At 63.8% G+C, this 18,282-nt stretch carries 16 protein-coding genes and 1 pseudogene; 8 read left to right on the top strand and 9 right to left on the bottom strand.

Annotated features, from left to right (window positions below):
- Positions 1-6 precede the first annotated feature (6 nt).
- Positions 7-612, top strand: a complete 606-nt coding sequence (locus tag H3V53_RS31115) for a MarC family protein (RefSeq protein ID WP_336601128.1) — start codon at positions 7-9, stop codon at positions 610-612.
- Between the two features lie 73 nt (positions 613-685).
- Here the strand turns inward: H3V53_RS31115 and H3V53_RS31110 are convergent, their stop codons facing one another.
- Entirely contained in the window at positions 686-1,237 is a 552-nt protein-coding gene (locus tag H3V53_RS31110; RefSeq protein ID WP_054918809.1) for a hypoxanthine-guanine phosphoribosyltransferase, read from the bottom strand.
- A 151-nt stretch (positions 1,238-1,388) separates the two neighbouring features.
- Entirely contained in the window at positions 1,389-2,759 is a 1,371-nt protein-coding gene (ffh, locus tag H3V53_RS31105) for a signal recognition particle protein (RefSeq protein ID WP_054918810.1), read from the bottom strand.
- Positions 2,760-2,852: 93 nt separating this feature from the next.
- On the opposite strand from ffh, the gene H3V53_RS31100 reads away from it, so the two are divergent.
- The 7 genes from H3V53_RS31100 to H3V53_RS31070 all read left to right on the top strand — a co-directional run bounded on the left by H3V53_RS31100 (position 2,853) and on the right by H3V53_RS31070 (position 11,181).
- The gene (locus H3V53_RS31100) at positions 2,853-3,794 is read left to right on the top strand and encodes a cytochrome c biogenesis protein CcsA (protein ID WP_054918813.1); all 942 of its coding nucleotides are present in this window, start codon (positions 2,853-2,855) and stop codon (positions 3,792-3,794) included.
- A 4-nt stretch (positions 3,795-3,798) separates the two neighbouring features.
- A complete protein-coding gene (locus H3V53_RS31095; protein ID WP_336601127.1) occupies positions 3,799-4,110 on the top strand; it encodes a PP0621 family protein in 312 nt (103 codons plus the stop codon).
- Positions 4,107-4,727 (top strand): 1,6-anhydro-N-acetylmuramyl-L-alanine amidase AmpD, encoded by a 621-nt coding sequence (ampD, locus tag H3V53_RS31090; protein ID WP_336601126.1) that lies wholly within the window; start codon positions 4,107-4,109, stop codon positions 4,725-4,727. Before H3V53_RS31095 ends, ampD begins: the two co-directional genes overlap by 4 nt.
- A gap of 497 nt (positions 4,728-5,224) precedes the next feature.
- A complete protein-coding gene (locus H3V53_RS31085) occupies positions 5,225-8,230 on the top strand; it encodes a ribonucleoside-diphosphate reductase subunit alpha (protein ID WP_336601125.1) in 3,006 nt (1,001 codons plus the stop codon).
- Positions 8,231-8,924: 694 nt separating this feature from the next.
- A complete protein-coding gene (locus H3V53_RS31080) occupies positions 8,925-10,139 on the top strand; it encodes a ribonucleotide-diphosphate reductase subunit beta (RefSeq protein WP_336601124.1) in 1,215 nt (404 codons plus the stop codon).
- A gap of 79 nt (positions 10,140-10,218) precedes the next feature.
- A complete protein-coding gene (locus tag H3V53_RS31075) occupies positions 10,219-10,545 on the top strand; it encodes a hypothetical protein (protein ID WP_336601123.1) in 327 nt (108 codons plus the stop codon).
- 30 nt (positions 10,546-10,575) lie between these two features.
- Positions 10,576-11,181, top strand: coding sequence for a histone H1-like DNA-binding protein (locus H3V53_RS31070; protein WP_336601137.1), 606 nt, complete (start codon positions 10,576-10,578; stop codon positions 11,179-11,181).
- Positions 11,182-11,423: 242 nt separating this feature from the next.
- Here H3V53_RS31070 and H3V53_RS31065 read toward each other — a convergent pair.
- From H3V53_RS31065 to accB, 7 genes and pseudogenes are all read right to left on the bottom strand, one after another.
- Positions 11,424-11,911, bottom strand: a pseudogene (locus H3V53_RS31065) (outer membrane lipoprotein).
- An 86-nt stretch (positions 11,912-11,997) separates the two neighbouring features.
- Positions 11,998-12,942, bottom strand: coding sequence for a carbohydrate kinase family protein (locus H3V53_RS31060; protein WP_336601122.1), 945 nt, complete (start codon positions 12,940-12,942; stop codon positions 11,998-12,000).
- Positions 12,943-13,050: 108 nt separating this feature from the next.
- Positions 13,051-13,551, bottom strand: coding sequence for a thiol peroxidase (gene tpx, locus H3V53_RS31055; protein WP_336601121.1), 501 nt, complete (start codon positions 13,549-13,551; stop codon positions 13,051-13,053).
- Positions 13,552-13,644: 93 nt separating this feature from the next.
- On the bottom strand, positions 13,645-15,522 hold the full coding sequence (locus H3V53_RS31050) for a DUF3426 domain-containing protein (protein WP_336601120.1): 1,878 nt from the start codon (positions 15,520-15,522) through the stop codon (positions 13,645-13,647).
- Positions 15,523-15,590: 68 nt separating this feature from the next.
- Entirely contained in the window at positions 15,591-16,493 is a 903-nt protein-coding gene (gene prmA, locus H3V53_RS31045) for a 50S ribosomal protein L11 methyltransferase (protein ID WP_336601119.1), read from the bottom strand.
- Positions 16,494-16,496: 3 nt separating this feature from the next.
- Positions 16,497-17,864: an acetyl-CoA carboxylase biotin carboxylase subunit gene (gene accC, locus H3V53_RS31040; protein WP_336601118.1), complete on the bottom strand. Its 1,368-nt coding sequence runs from the start codon at positions 17,862-17,864 to the stop codon at positions 16,497-16,499.
- Between the two features lie 137 nt (positions 17,865-18,001).
- On the bottom strand, positions 18,002-18,282 hold a 281-nt coding region (accB, locus tag H3V53_RS31035), incomplete at its 5' end, for an acetyl-CoA carboxylase biotin carboxyl carrier protein (protein ID WP_336601117.1).

Raw genomic sequence — 18,282 nt, 5'->3', positions numbered from 1 at the left:
GGGACGGTGGAGTACAACTTTTTGTCCGCAACCGTCCTGCTCATTCTCATCACTGATCCACTCGGCAACATCCCGCTCTTCATCAACTGCCTGCGGGGTGTTGCGCCTCACCGGCGCATTCGCGTGATTCTGCGCGAAGTCGCCATCGCGTTCGTGATCCTGCTGGTCTTCATGCTCGTCGGCGACCGCTTTCTGCGGATGATGAGCCTGACGGATCTGTCGTTGCGCATCGGCGGCGGGATCGTGCTGTTCCTGATCGCACTGCGGATGATCTTCCCGCATCCCGACGGCCCGTTCGGCGCCGACACGCGCGCCGCGGAGCCGATGATCGTGCCGCTCGCGATTCCCGCGCTCGCCGGCCCGTCGGCACTGGCGACGGTGATGCTGCTGACGTCGCAGGCGCCGAACAAGATGGCCGAATGGGTGGCCGCGCTGACGGTGACGATGATCGTCTGTGCCGTCGTGCTGGTGATGGCCGAGCGCATCCAGCAGTGGCTCGGCGAACGCACGGTGACGGCGTTCGAGCGGCTGATGGGGCTCGTGCTGGTCGCGATTTCAGTCGAGATGATGCTGGGCGGGATTCGCACTTTCGTGCATCAACTCGAGCACTAGCGAAGGCGGCAGCAAAAGAAAAAAGCGACCCGAGGGTCGCTTTTTTTCGATCGGGGCTAGCGAGCCCGAAGCGTCAGGCGCCTTCCGTCAAAGCGCGGATCGTCGGCAGATTGCGCCAGTAGCCTTTCGCGTCCATCCCGCAACCGAACACATAGCGGTCCGGCACTTCGAAGCCGCAGAAGTCGGGATGCAGCGGCTTCGCCTTCTGCAGGATCTTCTCGCACAGCACGGCACTCATGAAGCGCTTGGCGCCCATCGCCATGATGCGGTCGCGGATCGCGGCCATCGTTTCGCCTTCGTCGAGGATGTCGTCGAGCACCAGCACGACGCGGTCCTTCACCGACTCGGCCGGCGCGACGCGCCATTGCATCTCGGCGCTGCCCTTGATCGCGTTGCGATAGCGGGTGAGGTGGATATAGTCGAACTCGAGCGGGAAATCGAGGTGCGGCAGTAGCATGCCCGTGAACACCGCCGCACCGCCCATTACCGACAGCACGAGCGGAAAGTCTTCGGCCATTTCGGCGCGAATCGCGTCGGCCATGCGGCTGATGGAGGCGTTGACGTCGCTGGCCGAAACGATTTCTTCGGAGTGACTGAAAATGTGGAGAGCTTCTTCGCGATTCATGACGTCTGGCGGGCGGTAACTGTATACATAGTGTGAAAGACAACGACCCGGCGCGCTACAGCATATACCCGCGCCTTGATCCGGCATACGCGCCGGGTCGCGTTGGCCGCAGCGCACCTGCATTCAGGCGCGCACGAGGCAGCCGAAAAAATCAGCGCATGCCGCCGGGCAGCATGCCTTTCATGCCGCGCATCATCTTTTGCAGATTGCCGCCCTTGAGCTTCTTCATCATCGTGCGCATCTGGTCGTACTGGTTCAGCAGGCGATTGACTTCCTGCACCTGCACGCCCGCGCCCGCCGCGATGCGGCGCTTGCGCGTCGCCTTGATCAGATCGGGCTTGGCGCGTTCCTGCGCCGTCATCGAATTGATGATGCCTTCCATGCGGCGCATCTGCTTTTCGGCCTGGCCCATGTCGGCGTTCGACGCAGCCTGCTGGAACTGGGCGGGCAGCTTGTCCATCAGCGACGACAAACCGCCCATCTTCTTCATCTGCGAAAGCTGCGCGCGGAAATCGTTCAGGTCGAAATCGCCGCCTTTCTTGACCTTGTCGGCGAGCTTCTGCGCGGCCTGCACGTCGACGCCGCGCTGCGCTTCCTCGACGAGCGCAAGAATGTCGCCCATGCCGAGAATCCGGTTCGCCATGCGATCCGGGTAGAAGATTTCGAGGCCGTCGAGCTTTTCCGCGACACCGACGAACTTGATCGGCTTGCCCGTCACGTGACGCACGGACAGCGCCGCGCCGCCGCGCGAATCGCCGTCGAGCTTGGTCAGCACGACGCCCGTGAGGGAGAGCGCGTCGTTGAACGCCTTCGCGGTGTTCACGGCGTCCTGGCCGAGCATCGCGTCGACGACGAAGAGCGTCTCCGCCGGGTTCAGTTCCTTATGCAGCGCGGTGATCTCGTTCATCATCGCTTCGTCGATGCCGAGACGGCCAGCCGTGTCGACGAGCAGCACGTCGTGATAGTGGCGCTTGGCCCAATCCACAGCGGCGCGCGCGATGTCGACGGGCTTCTGGTCCGGCTGCGAAGGGAAGAAATCGGCGCCGACCTGTTCAGTCACCGTCTTCAGCTGTGCGATAGCGGCGGGGCGATACACGTCGCACGACACCGTCAGCACTTTCTTCTTGTACTTCTCGCGCAGCAGTTTGGCGAGCTTGCCGACCGTGGTCGTTTTACCCGCGCCTTGCAGGCCGGCCATCAGGATGACTGCGGGCGGCGTGACAGCGAGATTCAGTTCGACGGCCTTGCCTTCGTAGTCGCCGCCGATCACGGCCGTCAGCTCGCGCTGCACGACGCCGACGAGCGCCTGACCCGGCGAAAGACTTGCGATCACTTCCTCGCCGAGCGCCTTTTCCTTCACCTTCGCGATGAAGTCGCGCACGACGGGCAGCGCCACGTCCGCTTCGAGGAGCGCGAGGCGCACTTCGCGCAGCATCTCCTGGGTGTTCGCCTCGGTGAGCCGGGCTTCGCCGCGCAGCGTCTTGACGACGCGCGCCATCCGTTGAGTGAGGTTGTCGAGCATGGGGAGCGATGAGCAGTGCGGCCCGTTCCGTTGCCGCGAAAGCGGCTGACGTTGCACACGTCATGGAGGAAGGGCCTAGTGTAAACTTCCAATATGGATATTGTACTGTATGCCCTCACTGCGCTCCTGTACGGCGGACTTGCCGTGGCGGGCTGGCGCGCGCACCGGCAGACGGCCGCACAGCCGATGCTCGAAAGCGTGTCGCCGCTTTCCCCCGCTGCGCCGCTTCCCGCGGGCGGGCGAGGGTTCGCGGGCGCATCGGCCGGCATGCCGATGCCAACGCGCGTCGTGCTGCTCATCGCCCTGCTGGCGCATGGCGTGCTGCTGCACACCACCATCTTTCCGCACGATGCAATGGTGTTCGGCTTCGCGTACGCGTTGTCGGCAATGTTCTGGCTCGGCGCGGGCATCTACTGGATCGAGAGCTTCTTTTTTCCGCTCGACGGGCTGCGTCTGCTGGTGCTGCCCCTCGCGTGCATCGCGTCGCTGCTGCCGCTCGTGTTCAACGGCGTGCATGTGCTGTCGTACGCCGCCGATCCACTGTTCAAGCTGCATTTCCTGATCGCGAACGTCGCGTATGGGCTGTTCGTGATCGCGGCGCTGCATGCCGTGCTGATGCTGCTCGTCGAGCGGCGCCTGCACGCCATGCGCCGCGGTTCGCTCGCGCGTCAGAGCGCGGCGTCCGGCAACGGCTGGCTGTCGAGCTGGCTCGACACGCTGCCGCCGCTGCTCACGCTCGAAAAGCTGCTGTTCCGCCTGATCGGCGCGGGTTTCGTGCTGCTCACGCTGACGCTGGTGTCGGGCATCCTGTTCAACGAGCAACTGCTCGACCGCCCGCTGCAGCTCGATCACAAGACCGTGTTCGCGCTGCTCTCGTGGGTCATGTTCGGCGCGCTCCTGACGGCGCGCAAGGTGTCCGGCTGGCGAGGCCGCGCGGCATTGCGCTGGGTGCTCGCGTCGTTCGTGGCGCTGCTGCTCGCGTATGTCGGCAGCCGTTTTGTGTTCGAGGTGCTGTTGCACCGTCCTGTGGTCTAGTGTCATGCGACAAATTTTTCTGCTGATCTTGCTGTTCATCGTCGGCCAATGGCTGGTGAAGGCGCTGCGCCGCGCCGAGGCATCGCGCACGTCGGCGCGCACTGGCGCGGGCGCTCAAGCCGGCGACAGCGCGCGTGCCAACGGCAACGCGAGCGCGAAGGCGCCCGGCCAGCTCGCCGAGCCGATGATCCGCTGCGTCGAGTGCGGCGTGCACGCGCCGAAGAGCGAGTCCGTGCTCGTCGCGGGGCAGACGTTCTGCTCGCACGATCACGCGCAGCGCCACGCCGCCCGCCCGACGGGCCGCGACGCGCGATGACGGCTCACGCCCCCGCGCGCTTCACCGTCGATGCAAACGGCTGGGTCAACGAAGCGCGCAAGCTGCCTTCGCCAAATTTCGAGGTGCGTCCCAATGGCGCACGTCCGACCCTGATCGTCGTGCACAACATCAGCCTGCCGCCGAACGAATTCGGCGGGCCGGGCATCACGGATCTGTTCCTCAACCGCCTCGATTGCGACGCGCATCCATACTACGACGCGCATCTGCGCGGCGTGCGCGTGTCGGCCCATTTCGTGATCCGCCGCGACGGCGCGCTCGAGCAATACGTGTCATGCGACGAGCGCGCGTGGCACGCGGGCGCATCCAGCTTCTTCGGCCGCGAGCGCTGCAACGATTTCTCGATCGGCGTCGAGCTCGAAGGCAGCGACGCGTCGCCGTTCGAAGCCGCGCAGTATGAAACGCTCGCGCCGCTCGTGCAGGCGCTCGCGGGCCATTACGCAATCGATTCGGTCGCGGGCCATGCGGACATCGCGCCCGGCCGCAAGACCGATCCCGGTCCGCATTTCGACTGGCCGCGATTCCAGCGCGACAGCGCGCTCGCAGATCAGTACTTCCCCTATCTGCATCCTTCGTCGCGCGCGCCGATAACGTCGTAGGCGCGTGAATTTTTCTGCGCGGTAACCCACAGACAGCGCAACGGCGCTGTGATCCCCCGTCATTTCGCTGACAGCTTTTCCGACGCGGTCATCGCAAAAGTCAAGGCCATCGGGCCAAATAAAAGAATTTGCGATGACGGTTCAGTACACTATACTTCGTGCCGTTAATCAGTTTTTGCACAAGATGTAGTGTTTGTCAGGCGGCGCCCCGCTCCATGAGCATGGCGCCGTCAGCATTACCGGCACTGAAAAACCTGATGCGGCGCAAGCGGTTATGAAAACCGGGGCGCCGGCAAATTCGAAGAAAAGGCGCAGCCAAGTGATCGCGACACACACAACGTTGACGTTCGTCCCGACGGATCTGTCGCATCCGGCCTGTCTCACTCACGGTTCCCGCTGGTTCTTTTCTTCTTCCGAATCGCATGCGTCCGGGGTGGCGCTGCGTTTGTACTAATCCGCGGTAACTCCGCACTATCACAAGACCAGGAGCTTTGCACATGCAAACCACCGACAACGTGACCACCCGGTTCGAGGGCGCACCCATTGGCCGCCCAGTCGAAGCACAGGGCGCTCAGACGCTCGCGCCGCAGACGGGCTACGCCGACTACAAGGTGATCCGTCGCAACGGCAGCGTGGTGTCGTTCGAGCCGTCGAAAATCGCCATCGCGGTCACGAAGGCGTTTCTGGCCGTGAACGGCGGTCAGGGCGCGGCGTCGGCGCGGGTTCGCGAACTGGTCGAGCAACTCACGCAGAACGTTGTGCGCGCGCTGGTGCGCAGCCGTCCGAACGGCGGCACGTTCCATATCGAAGACATTCAGGATCAGGTCGAACTCGCGCTGATGCGCACGGGCGAGCACAACGTCGCGCGCGCCTACGTGCTGTATCGCGAGAAGCGCAGTCAGGAGCGCAGCCACGAGCCGGAAGCAGCGGCCGGCACGCCGGGTCTGAATGTAACGGACAACGGCGTCACGCGTCCGCTCGACATGGCGGCGCTGCGCGGCATCATCGAATCGGCCTGCGCGAATCTGGGCGATGCCGTGAACGCGGAGCCGATCGTCGCGGAGACGGTGAAGAACCTGTATGACGGCGTGCCGATGAGCCAGGTCTACGACTCGGCAATTCTGGCTGCGCGCACGATGATCGAAAAGGACCCGGCGTATAGCCAGGTCACGTCGCGCATCCTGCTGCACACGATCCGCCGCGAGATCCTCGAAGAAGAAGTCACGCAAGCGGAAATGGGCGAGCGCTATGCCGAGTACTTCCCGCAGTTCATCAAGCGCGGCGTGAATGCCGAGCTGCTCGACGACAAACTCCTGCAGTTCGACCTGAAGCGCCTCGGCGCCGCGCTCGACGCGAACCGCGACCTGCAGTTCGGCTACCTCGGCCTGCAGACGCTGTATGACCGCTACTTCCTGCACGTCGACGGCACGCGCATCGAAATGCCGCAGGCATTCTTTATGCGTGTCGCGATGGGCCTCGCGCTGAACGAGATCGACCGCGAAGCGCGCGCGATCGAGTTCTACAACGTGCTGTCGTCGTTCGACTTCATGTCGTCCACGCCGACGCTGTTCAACTCGGGCACGCGACGCTCGCAACTGTCGTCGTGCTACCTGACCACCGTCGACGACGACCTCGACGGCATCTACGAAGCGCTGAAGGAAAACGCGCTGCTGTCGAAGTTCGCGGGCGGTCTGGGCAACGACTGGACGCGCGTGCGTGCGCTCGGCTCGCACATCAAGGGCACCAACGGCAAGTCGCAGGGTGTCGTGCCGTTCCTGAAGGTCGTCAACGACACGGCCGTCGCCGTGAACCAGGGCGGCAAGCGCAAGGGCGCGGTGTGCGCGTACCTGGAATCGTGGCACCTCGACATCGAAGAATTCCTCGAGCTGCGCAAGAACACGGGCGACGACCGTCGCCGCACGCACGACATGAACACGGCGAACTGGATTCCCGACCTGTTCATGAAGCGCGTCGTCGAAGGCGGCGACTGGACGCTGTTCTCGCCGTCCACTTGCCCGGACCTGCACGACCTGTTCGGCGCCGAGTTCGAGAAGGCCTACACGGCTTACGAAGAGAAAGCCGCGCGCGGCGAGATCAAGCTGTTCAAGAAGATTCCCGCGGCGCAGCTGTGGCGCAAGATGCTGGGCATGCTGTTCGAAACGGGCCATCCGTGGATCACGTTCAAGGACCCGTGCAATGTGCGCTCGCCGCAACAGCACGTCGGCGTCGTCCACTCGTCGAACCTGTGCACGGAAATCACGCTGAACACGAGTGACACCGAAATCGCCGTCTGCAACCTCGGCTCGGTGAACCTCGTCGCGCACCTGAAGGAGCAGGCCGACGGCACGCTCGCGCTCGACCACGACAAGCTCAAGCGCACCATCAGCGTCGCGATGCGCATGCTCGACAACGTGATCGACATCAACTACTACGCGGTCGCCAAGGCGCGTAACTCGAACCTGAAGCACCGCCCCGTCGGCATGGGCATCATGGGCTTCCAGGATTGCCTGCACGTGCTGCGCACGCCGTATGCATCGCAGGAAGCCGTCGAGTTCGCCGACCGTTCGATGGAAGCCGTCTGCTACTACGCATACTGGGCGTCGACGGAACTGGCGGAAGAGCGCGGCCGTTACGCGACGTACCGCGGCTCGCTGTGGGATCGCGGCATCCTCCCGCAGGACACGCTGAAGCTGCTGGAAGAAGCACGCGGCGGCTATATCGAAGTGGATTCGAGCGAGTCGATGGACTGGGCGTCGCTGCGCTCGCGCATCGCCACGCATGGCATGCGCAACTCGAACTGCGTCGCAATCGCACCGACGGCGACGATCTCGAACATCATCGGCGTGTCTGCATGTATCGAGCCGACGTTCCAGAACCTGTATGTGAAGTCGAACCTGTCGGGCGAATTCACGGTGGTCAACGACTACCTCGTGCGTGACCTGAAGGCGCGCGGCCTGTGGGACGAAGTGATGGTCGCGGACCTGAAGTACTTCGACGGCTCGCTGTCGCGCATCGATCGCGTGCCGGCCGACCTGCGCGCAATCTACGCGACCGCGTTCGAAGTCGACGCAACGTGGCTGGTCGAAGCGGCGTCGCGCCGTCAGAAGTGGATCGACCAGGCGCAGTCGCTGAACATCTACATGGCAGGCGCGTCAGGCAAGAAGCTCGACGAGGTCTACAAGCTCGCGTGGCTGCGCGGCCTCAAGACGACGTACTACCTGCGCACGATGGCGGCGACGCACGTGGAGAAGTCGACGGTCGCGCACGGCGCGCTGAACGCAGTGCCGTCGGGTGACGGCGGCGCGGGCGGCGCAGCGGGTGGCTTCGGTGTCGGCGGCGGTGTCGGTTCGTCGGGCGTGACGGGTGGCTTCCAGGCATCGGCAGCATCGGCTGCGGCAACCGCGGTGCCCGCTGCAGTCGAAGCGGCGCCCGAGGCGGATGGTCCCGTCTGCATGATGCGTCCGGGCGACCCTGGCTTCGAAGAGTGCGAAGCCTGCCAGTAAGCGCAGCGCAGCAGTCAGCAGCAAATGGCAGTACAGCCGCCGGCGCTCGCCGGCGGCAGACAGCAGGAGAAGAGCGGCGCACGCAGCACGCGCTGCTCGTCGTGAAGCGAAGTCTGTGTGGCGCTGGCGGCATGCGTCGCGAGCAAAGCAGTCGCGATGCACAAGCGGGTGAAGCGTGAACGCGAGCGGCGCGCATTCGCCGATGCTCCAGCAACCGCAACGGGCGAATCACCGCGCAGCGGCCAGCATGTCCAGCATGTCAGTCAGTCGAAGCGGCGAGGAACATCACGTGCTACACATCGACGCAAAGCTGTGCGACGCAAAGGCTGCGAGAAAACCCTGAACGCGGCACGCAGCACGCAGCACGAAGAAGGTCGAGTGGAAGCGCACCGAACAGACACGTTGCATCGCGCGCTTCATCTGCTTCGCAAGAGACTCGCAACACGAACGAAGCCGCATCGTTTCGAAGCCGAACTAAAGCACACGCATCACTGCAGCAACGCTCTTTCGATCGTGCATCGCGCTTCATCGACACACGTTTCGATCGACTCGCAACGCGTGACCTTCACACACTGATGAACAAAGTGTTGTATCGAGGTCGCAACGCGAATCGAAAACAGGATTTTTCATGAGCGGACCCTTTTAACGCTCGTGAAAAGATGGTACAAACCGATCTAAATTGATGGTGACATTTATGCTCAACTGGGATGACGAGATCACTGCCGTAACTCCCTCGAGTGCTTCGCAACAAAACGTGTTGCGCAACGCTGCGGGAACGGCTGTCGGTTCGCAAGTCGAAACGCGTTCCGCTCATCAAGCTCCCTCGGCTCAACAAGTCTTCGCGAACGACATCGCAGTCGCGCCGCCGGTCCAGGCAGCAGTCGCTTCCGAAGCACGCGTGAATGTCGCCGACAAGCGCATCATCAACGGCCAGACTGACGTCAATCAGCTGGTGCCGTTCAAGTACAAGTGGGCGTGGGAGAAGTATCTGTCCGGCTGCGCGAACCACTGGATGCCGCAGGAAATCAACATGTCCCGCGACATCGCGCTCTGGAAAGACCCGAACGGGCTGACGGAGGACGAGCGCCGCATCGTCAAGCGCAACCTCGGTTTCTTCGTGACGGCCGACTCCCTCGCCGCCAATAACATCGTGCTGGGCACCTACCGCCACATCACGGCGCCCGAATGCCGCCAGTTCCTGCTGCGCCAGGCGTTCGAAGAGGCGATCCACACGCACGCTTACCAATACATCGTCGAGTCGCTCGGTCTCGACGAGGGCGAAATCTTCAACGCGTATCACGAAGTCTCGTCGATCCGCGACAAAGACGAATTCCTGATTCCGTTCATCCACACGCTGACGGACCCGGCCTTCAAGACGGGTACGCTCGAAGCCGACCAGAAACTGCTCAAGTCGCTGATCGTGTTCGCGTGCGTGATGGAAGGCCTGTTCTTCTACGTCGGCTTCACGCAGATTCTGGCGCTCGGCCGTCAGAACAAGATGACGGGCGCAGCGGAACAGTACCAGTACATCCTGCGCGACGAGTCGATGCACTGCAATTTCGGCATCGACCTGATCAACCAGATCAAACTCGAAAACCCGCATCTCTGGACGCCGGAGTTCCGTGCCGAGATCCGCGAGATCTTCAAGCACGCTGTCGACCTCGAATATCGCTACGCTGAAGACACGATGCCGCGCGGGGTGCTCGGCCTCAACGCGTCGATGTTCAAGAGCTATCTGCGCTTCATCTGCAACCGCCGTTGCCAGCAGATCGGTATCGATCCGCTGTTCCCGAACGAGGAAAACCCGTTCCCGTGGATGAGCGAGATGATCGACCTGAAGAAGGAGCGCAACTTCTTCGAGACTCGGGTTATCGAATATCAGACCGGTGGCGCGCTGTCCTGGGAATAACCCAACGCGTCGCGTATATATTTGATGGGGTTGCCGCTGGCCGTGCCGCGGCAAGTTTGGTGAGGAGCATGATCGCCTGATGCAGAGCGTGCCCGGTGCGCCGCGCGTTGTCGCGGCCCAAAAAGATCACAGGCACTTTGCGAACCCTTCAGTGGGATGGGCAAACTTCCCCCCGGAAAAAGCCGTTCGTCATAAAACGGGCGGCTCGATCAAACGATTGGCGGCGTCGCTATCCGGCGCCGACTGGACTTGGCGCGCTGTGCCCGATGGCACGGCGCGCCTTACCGTATTCATTAGCGTAAGCGCGCAGCAGCTGCGTACGCCGATGAATAGCCCGCTTCGCAGTGGCCGCCGTGAGAAGCGTCTGCGGGAAGCGGGTTTTGACGAAGGGTGTAGTTTGAACTGACTCTCATCTGAAAACCTGAAGGAGAAAATGATGGCACTCGCCAAGAAGAAACCGGCAGCGAAGAAGGCTGCAGCCAAGAAGGTCGTCGCTAAGAAGGCAGCTCCCGCGAAGAAGGCAGCACCGGCGAAGAAGGCCGCTGTGAAGAAGGTCGCAGCGAAGAAGGTCGCCGTGAAGAAGGTTGCTGCGAAGAAGGCAGCACCGGCGAAGAAGGCCGCTGTGAAGAAGGTCGCAGCGAAGAAGGTCGCAGCGAAGAAGGTTGCAGCGAAGAAAGTCGCCGTGAAGAAGGTTGCTGCCAAGAAGGCAGCACCGGCGAAGAAGGCCGCTGTGAAGAAGGTCGCAGCGAAGAAGGTTGCTGCGAAGAAGGCACCGGCGAAGAAGGCTGCTGCCAAGAAGGCCGCTGCCAAGGCGCCTGCGAAAAAGGCTGCTGCCAAAAAGGCTGCGCCTGCGAAAAAGGCTGCCGCGAAGAAGGCCGCTGCTGCGCCTGCGAAGAAGGCTGCTCCTGCGAAGAAGGCTGTTGCGAAGAAGGCAGCACCTGCTCCGGCTGCGCCCGCTGCTTCGACGGCGCCGGCTGCTACGGTAAAGACGGCGCTGAATCCGGCTGCAGCATGGCCGTTCCCGACGGGCAGCCGTCCGTAAGAGCTGAAGTCGTAACGGACGTGCTTTGCATGCGTCCGGCGATTGAGTAGCGCTACTCAATCTCAGTCGATCCTGCCGCCGGGAAACTGGCGGCAGGATTTTTTTCGCCTTTGCGACGAGTGCGTGGCAGAAGCTCAGTGCCGCCTTTACACTCAGGCGAAAAAAACGCATGCACAGGGGAGCGCATGCGTGTGAGGTTGCCGTCACGGCGCTTGCGCACCGCCGGCAGGGAAAAGGTCGGCTTAGTGTGTCACGCGCGTCACGCCGCCGCTCGATAGCAGACGCACGCGTTCGCCGGCGCGAAAAATCTCGCCCGTCGCGCTTTGCGTGATGGCGCGCATGTCGCCGTTGTCCAGACGCACGGTGATCTCGACGCCGTCGCGTATCGCCGAGCTGTTTTCGATCGTGTTGCCAGCGACGGCGCCCGCGAGGCCGCCGACGATGCCCGTCACGATCGAGCCGCGTCCGCCGCCGATCGCGCTACCCGCGACGGCACCCAACGCGCCGCCGCCTATTGCGCCAAGGCGCTCGGCTGGCCGTTGTTCGAACTGATCTTGACGGCACGCACGCTGTCGACCGTGCCCATGCGCACCGTCTCTTCGCGTTGCGCCTGCGACGCCGTGTAGACGTCGGCGGAACTGCTGTTGTACGCACAGCCCGACATGGCGAGCGAACCTGCAAGCACCGCGCCTAACACCACGCGGACCACAGTACGACTTGTTGTTCTCATTCCCTTGACTCCAGACGAGGCCCGTTTCGAGCCCCTTAAACCCGAGCGGTCAGGCGCGGCGTATGCGGCAAGACGCCTCTACGAAGTTAAGCACCCTGCGGCAGTTCGTAACCGAATGCCTGCTTGAACCGTTCGTTGATCTCCGCGCGTGAAGGCGCATAGTTCTGCGGCCCTTGATGTTCGATCTTCAGCGCGCCCATCAGGCTCGCGAGGCGGCCGGTGGTCGACCAGCCGAGACCTTGATCGATGCCGTAGAGCAAGCCGCCCCGGAACGCGTCGCCGCAACCCGTGGGGTCCAGCACCTGCTTCGCCTTGACGGCCGGAATCTCTTCAATGCCGCCGGCATGGTGAATCTGCGCGCCATGTTCGCCGCGCGTGACGATCAGCGCATCGACGCGGCTCGCGATCTCTTCGATCGACCAGCCGGTCTTGTTGCTCACCAGCGCGGCTTCGTAATCATTGACTGCCACGTAGGTGGCAAGTTCAATCATGCGACGCAGCGACTCACCGTCGAAGAGCGGCAGCCCTTGGCCTGGATCGAAGATGAAGGGAATGCCCGCGGCGGCGAACTGTTCGGAGTGCTGGATCATGCCATCGAAACCGTCCGGCGCGACGATGCCCAGTTTCATGCCTGGCTGGTCGGCGCGGTTCAGATGAGACTGCATCATCGCGCCCGGGTGGAACGCGGTGATCTGATTGTTTTCGAGATCGGTCGTGATCATCGCCTGAGCCGAATACGTGTCGGGCAGCACGCGCACGTGCTCTTTCGACAGTCCGAGCGTGTCGAGGCGTTCGATGTACAACTGCGCATCGACGGCGCCGAGCGTCGCCATGATGCGCGCGTCGCCGCCGAGCAGATGCAGCGCATAGGCGATATTGCCCGCACAGCCGCCGAACTCGCGACGCATCGTCGGCACGAGGAAGCTGACATTCAGGATGTGGACCTGTTCCGGCAGGATGTGCTCCCGGAAGCGCCCTTCGAAAGTCATGATGTTGTCGTAGGCGAGCGAGCCGCAAATCAGCGTAGCCAAGGCGAGCGTTCCTATAAGTGTCGGTCGGAGGAAAAAGGGCGCGGCGATGTGACAGCGCCGCGCCCGGTTCGAAACGGGTGCGGCGCTGGATCGACGCAGGCGTGGAGCTTACTTCAGTGCGGCGAGCGCTGCGTCGTAGTTCGGCTCGTTTTTGATTTCGCTGACCAGTTCCGCGTGCACGACCTTGTCGTTTTCGTCGATGACGACGACGGCGCGTGCCGTCAGACCCGTCAGCGGACCGCTCGTCACGTCGACGCCGTAAGCCTGCGCGAATTCGTGGCCGCGGAACGTCGATGCCGTGACGACGTTTTCGATGCCTTCCGTCGTGCAGAAGCGCGAGGCCGCGAACGGCAGATCGCCCGATATGACGATCACGGCCGTGTTGTTCAGCTTCGCCGCCGCTTCGTTGAACTTGCGCGTCGAGGTGGCGCACGTCGGCGTGTCGAGGCTCGGCACGATGTTCAGCACCTTGCGCTTGCCCGCGAAGTCCGCGAGCGTCAGCGGCTTCAGATCCTTGCCGACGAGCGAGAAGGCGGGCGCCTGGTTGCCCACGGCCGGAAACGTGCCAGCGACTTCGATCGGGTTGCCACCCAGCGTGACTTGACTCATGTTGTGCTCCGAAGATTCGTCAGGGATTGACGGGATGCGCGCCCGGTTCATGCCGGATGCGCGGGTAACCGGCTCGCGCGGCAGCGCCACGCGTCACGGATAAAAGATCTGCACGCGGAAATTCGAGGCGACGGCGTCGCCGGTGTCGAGGCGCACGATCATCGTCTGCGTCGTGCGGGCGGGCAGCCCCGCCGCGATCGGCGTGCCGGGTTTCACATAGTCTTGCGGCCACAGCACGCGCCGCACGGCGATGTTGTTGTTCTCGTCGAGCAGCGTCAGTTCGACGGCGGGATAGGCGAGGGCAATATCGAAACGGTTGCGCAGCGGCATCTTCAGTTCGAGCCGGTGCGGGCCGTCGATCTGCCGCAGATCGGACGGTTCGACCAGCAGGCCGTCGATATCGCGCGGCGGCTCGATCTTGCAGCCCAGATGCGAGCAGGCCTTGACGAACAGCGGCTGCGAGTCGGGCCACGCGACCATCACCGTTTCGCGCTGCCACCACGCGAGCTGCACAAGCAGGAGGAAGCCGAGCAGACCCGCCGCAACGCCGCCTAGAACGTGCCACACCAGGCGGCTCGGCTCCGAGGCGCGCGGTTCGCGCTTCACGGCGAACGCGTCGTCGCCGCCGCCGGGCGTGGCCGCAAACGGACCTGAAAACGGCGCGCCGTAGGGCTCGCCGGCGCGCTCGTTGTACGGCTCGCCGTAAGTGCCGCGTCCGGCTGCGCCGAAGCGCGGCTCGAGATCCGGCTCGCCCGACGGCGTGCCGAAGTACGGCTCGCGTTCGCGTTCGTGCGCGGGCGGCGCAGGGCGTTCCGCGGACGGTGTGACGGTACGGTCTTCGTCCTCGAGCGCCGATGGGTCAGCCGTACTGCCCAGCGATTCATCCAGCGCATCGGGGTCGCGCTTTGGTTCGCGTTCCGGATCGTGTCGGGACTCGCTCGCGGCCGGCGCGCTCGCGGCTCCCGCCTCGCGCCGATCACGCGGCGGCAAGTCGTTCAGTTCCTGCGCGAGCGTGCTGCCGTGCGTCGTGTCGAACGTAGGTTCTGTCTTCGCATCCGGTTGCACACCGGCGGGCTGCGCGAACTTCGCCGTCGCCGTCGTATCGATGGCCGGTTCCGGATGCACGTTGGCCGACGCTTCCGCCATCCGCTCGCTGACCGTTTCGCCGTGCTGCGCGGCCTGTTTGCGCGCGACGGCCCTTTCCTCGTCGAGCGACGTCGATTCCGTCAGTTCGAGCGTCAGCGGCGGCTGCGCGGAGCGCGGGATCGTGACGGGGTTGTACGGAATGGACGAAGCGTTGTGGCGGATGCTTCCGTCGATCGACGCGTCGGGCGCGGGTGCCCACGGATTCCACGCTTCTGCGCGGAAGTCGGGTCCGCCGGGCGTTTCGGCGGCGGGCCGTTGCGGCTCGACCGACGCGGACTCGGCTTTGACCGCTTGCGCTTCTGCTTCGACAGACGCCCCCGCAACGGAAGCTGCGGCTGCTTCCGACGGCTGCGCGACGGACGGCGCGGGCTGTGCTGCTGAGTCGAGTCGAGCTTCGTTGCCGCCTTCGTCCGGCCGGGACACGTGCGCTGACGCATGCGCTTCGGCGTGCGCTGCTTCGGCGGGCGCTGCTTCGGCGTGCGCCGTTTCCGATTCAGCTGGAACCGGGGCGGTCGGCGCAGACGCCGCAGACGCGACGCGTTCGACGACGGGAACCGGGCGCGCTTCGCCCGCGGGCTTCACTTCGGGCTGCGCAGCGTGAGCGCCGCTCCCGATCGTACCGAGCGTGTACGCCGTCACGTCGTCGATCGTTACCGGTTTCGCCTTGTCGAGGCTCGTGCCGTTGCTCACGTCGAACAGACTGCTCGATGCGTCGAACACCTCGCGGCAATGGCCGCAACGCACGCGCCCGCCGCGCAGCGTGAGCTGTTCCGGCAGGAGCCTGAAGACGGTTTCGCAGAAGGGACAGCGTGTTGCTAGAAGCATATCGAGCCGAATGACCGGTTAGCCGCTAAGGTGCCGAATGGGGCCGGAAGCAGGCAATATGCCTTATTCTAATTGCTTTCGCGACGCGTACCTGCAAGGCACACCCAACCTTCGTGTTCGCGCCACACGGCAATGTCGATCCACTGCTGATAAACGCGCGCCACTTCTTCCGCCTGTCGCGCGAGTATCCCCGACAGCGCGATGCGTCCGCCCGGCTTGACCTTCGACGACAGCATCGACGCCATCAGCTTCAACGGATTCGACAAAATATTCGCGACGACGATGTCGAACTCGCCTTCGGGGCAATCGTCGGGCAGGCCATACGCAACCTCGGCGTGATTGCGCTCGCTGTTCTGACGTGCGGATTCGACCGCTTGCGGATCGATGTCGATGCCGACCACGGGATTCGCGCCACACTTCTTCGCGAGAATCGCGAGGATGCCGGAGCCGCAGCCGTAGTCGAGCAGCGATTCGCCTTGCTTCACGTGCTGCTCGAGCCATTCCATGCACAGACGCGTGGTCGGATGGCTGCCCGTGCCGAACGCGAGGCCCGGATCGAGTTCGAGCACGAGCGCGTCAGGGTCGGGCGCGTCGTGCCACGACGGCACGACCCAGATGCGCTCGCCGATATGAATCGGCTCGAACTGGGATTGCGTGAGGCGCACCCAGTCCTGTTCCTCGACCTCGCGCACGCTGAACGACGGCGTGTCGGCGAGACCGAGTTCGTTGGCGGCGGCCGCGAGCAGCACGGCCGGTTCGTGTTCGGGCGCCAGCAACGCGATCACCCGCGAATGCGTCCACGCGGTGCGTTCCGGCGTGAGACCGGGCTCGCCGAACAGCGGCTGCTCGTCGGGCGTGTCGGCGTCGGCGTCTTCGACGGACACCGACAACGCGCCCAGTTCGAGCAGCGCGTCCGACAACGCTTCCGCGTGCTCGCGCTCGAGTTCGACGATCAGTTCCCGGTAACTCATTACTTACGCTTCTTCCGGTGCAACCTGCTGCTTGGCAGCCAGCCGGTTTTCGAGGTAATGGATGCTCGTGCCGCCCTCGACGAACTTCGCGTCGAGCATCAACTCGCGATGCAGCGGAATGTTGGTCTGAATGCCTTCGACCACCATTTCCGACAGCGCGATGCGCATCCGCTTGATCGCCTGTTCGCGCGTTGCGCCGTAAGCGATCAGCTTGCCGATCATCGAATCATAGTTCGGCGGCACGAAATAGCCGTTATACGCGTGCGAATCGACGCGGATGCCGGGGCCGCCCGGCATATGCCACGACGTCAGACGACCCGGCGACGGCGTGAACTTGAACGGATCTTCGGCGTTGATACGGCATTCGATCGCATGTCCGCGGAACTGGATGTCGCGCTGACGCATGGCGAGCTTTTCGCCCGCGGCGATGCGGATCTGTTCCTGAACGATGTCGATGCCTGTGATCAGCTCCGTCACAGGATGCTCGACCTGCACGCGCGTGTTCATTTCGATGAAGTAGAACTCGCCGTTTTCGTACAGAAATTCGAACGTGCCTGCGCCGAGATAACCCATCTTCTTGCACGCGTCCGCGCACCGATCGCCGATACGCTCGATCAGACGGCGCGCGATGCCGGGCGCCGGCGCCTCTTCGATCACCTTCTGGTGGCGGCGCTGCATCGAGCAGTCGCGTTCGCCGAGCCACAGCGCGTTCTTGAACGAGTCGGCCAGCACCTGGATTTCGATATGCCGCGGGTTCTCCAGGTATTTCTCCATGTAGACCTGCGGATTGCCGAACGCACGGCCCGCTTCTTCGCGCGTCATGTTGACGGCGTTCACGAGCGCGGCTTCCGTGTGCACGACGCGCATGCCGCGGCCGCCGCCGCCGCCCGCCGCCTTGATGATCACCGGATAGCCGATCGAGCGCGCAATTTTCACGATCTCCTTCGGATCTTCCGGCAACGCCCCTTCCGAACCGGGCACGCAGGGCACGCCCGTCTTGATCATCGTCTGCTTCGCGGTGACCTTGTCGCCCATCATGCGGATCGTGTCCGGGCGCGGGCCGATGAACACGAAGCCCGATTGCTCGACGCGCTCGGCGAAGTCGGCGTTCTCCGACAGGAAGCCGTAGCCCGGGTGAATCGCTTCGGCGTCGGTGACTTCGGCCGCGCTGATCAGCGCGGGCATATTCAGATACGACAGATTCGACGGCGCCGGTCCGATGCAGACCGCCTCGTCGGCGAGCTTCACGTACTTGGCTTCCTTGTCGGCTTCAGAATAAACGACCACCGTCTTGACGCCGAGTTCGCGGCACGCGCGCTGAATACGGAGCGCGATTTCGCCGCGATTGGCAATGAGGATTTTTTCAAACATAGCGGATATTCGACTCATCAATGGGCGCCGCGGCCGGTTGCGCAAACGGGGTGCCAGACACGCGGCTGCCTCAGAGGATCGGTGGCGCGCCCGCGGAAGGAGGGCGCGCGGATGGCGGACAGCTACAGGGCGCCGTCTCAGCCGATCACGAACAGCGGCTGGCCGTACTCGACTGCCTGGCCGTTCTCGACGAGGATTTCCTTGATGACGCCAGCCTGATCCGACTCGATCTCGTTGAGCAGCTTCATCGCCTCGATGATGCAGATCGTCTGGCCTTCCTTGACGGTGTCGCCCACCTGCACAAAGGGATCGGCACCCGGCGACGGCGCGCGGTAGAACGTGCCGACCATCGGCGACGTCACGACGTGGCCTTGCGGCGCGACGGCCGCGGGCGTCGCGGGCGCGCCGCCAGCGGGCG

Source organism: Paraburkholderia bengalensis (assembly GCF_037126505.1).
GTDB lineage: Bacteria > Pseudomonadota > Gammaproteobacteria > Burkholderiales > Burkholderiaceae > Paraburkholderia > Paraburkholderia bengalensis.
This window is presented reverse-complemented; position numbering and strand designations above follow the sequence as displayed.

Excerpts from the sequence above, each read along its gene's own strand:
- H3V53_RS31110 (WP_054918809.1), bottom strand. The coding sequence starts at position 1,237 with ATGAATCGCGAAGAAGCTCTCCACATTTTCAGTCACTCCGAAGAAATC.
- ffh (WP_054918810.1), bottom strand. The coding sequence starts at position 2,759 with ATGCTCGACAACCTCACTCAACGGATGGCGCGCGTCGTCAAGACGCTG.
- H3V53_RS31100 (WP_054918813.1), top strand. The coding sequence starts at position 2,853 with ATGGATATTGTACTGTATGCCCTCACTGCGCTCCTGTACGGCGGACTT.
- H3V53_RS31095 (WP_336601127.1), top strand. The coding sequence starts at position 3,799 with ATGCGACAAATTTTTCTGCTGATCTTGCTGTTCATCGTCGGCCAATGG.
- ampD (WP_336601126.1), top strand. The coding sequence starts at position 4,107 with ATGACGGCTCACGCCCCCGCGCGCTTCACCGTCGATGCAAACGGCTGG.
- H3V53_RS31085 (WP_336601125.1), top strand. The coding sequence starts at position 5,225 with ATGCAAACCACCGACAACGTGACCACCCGGTTCGAGGGCGCACCCATT.
- H3V53_RS31080 (WP_336601124.1), top strand. The coding sequence starts at position 8,925 with ATGCTCAACTGGGATGACGAGATCACTGCCGTAACTCCCTCGAGTGCT.
- H3V53_RS31075 (WP_336601123.1), top strand. The coding sequence starts at position 10,219 with ATGCAGAGCGTGCCCGGTGCGCCGCGCGTTGTCGCGGCCCAAAAAGAT.
- H3V53_RS31070 (WP_336601137.1), top strand. The coding sequence starts at position 10,576 with ATGGCACTCGCCAAGAAGAAACCGGCAGCGAAGAAGGCTGCAGCCAAG.
- tpx (WP_336601121.1), bottom strand. The coding sequence starts at position 13,551 with ATGAGTCAAGTCACGCTGGGTGGCAACCCGATCGAAGTCGCTGGCACG.
- H3V53_RS31050 (WP_336601120.1), bottom strand. The coding sequence starts at position 15,522 with ATGCTTCTAGCAACACGCTGTCCCTTCTGCGAAACCGTCTTCAGGCTC.
- prmA (WP_336601119.1), bottom strand. The coding sequence starts at position 16,493 with ATGAGTTACCGGGAACTGATCGTCGAACTCGAGCGCGAGCACGCGGAA.
- accC (WP_336601118.1), bottom strand. The coding sequence starts at position 17,864 with ATGTTTGAAAAAATCCTCATTGCCAATCGCGGCGAAATCGCGCTCCGT.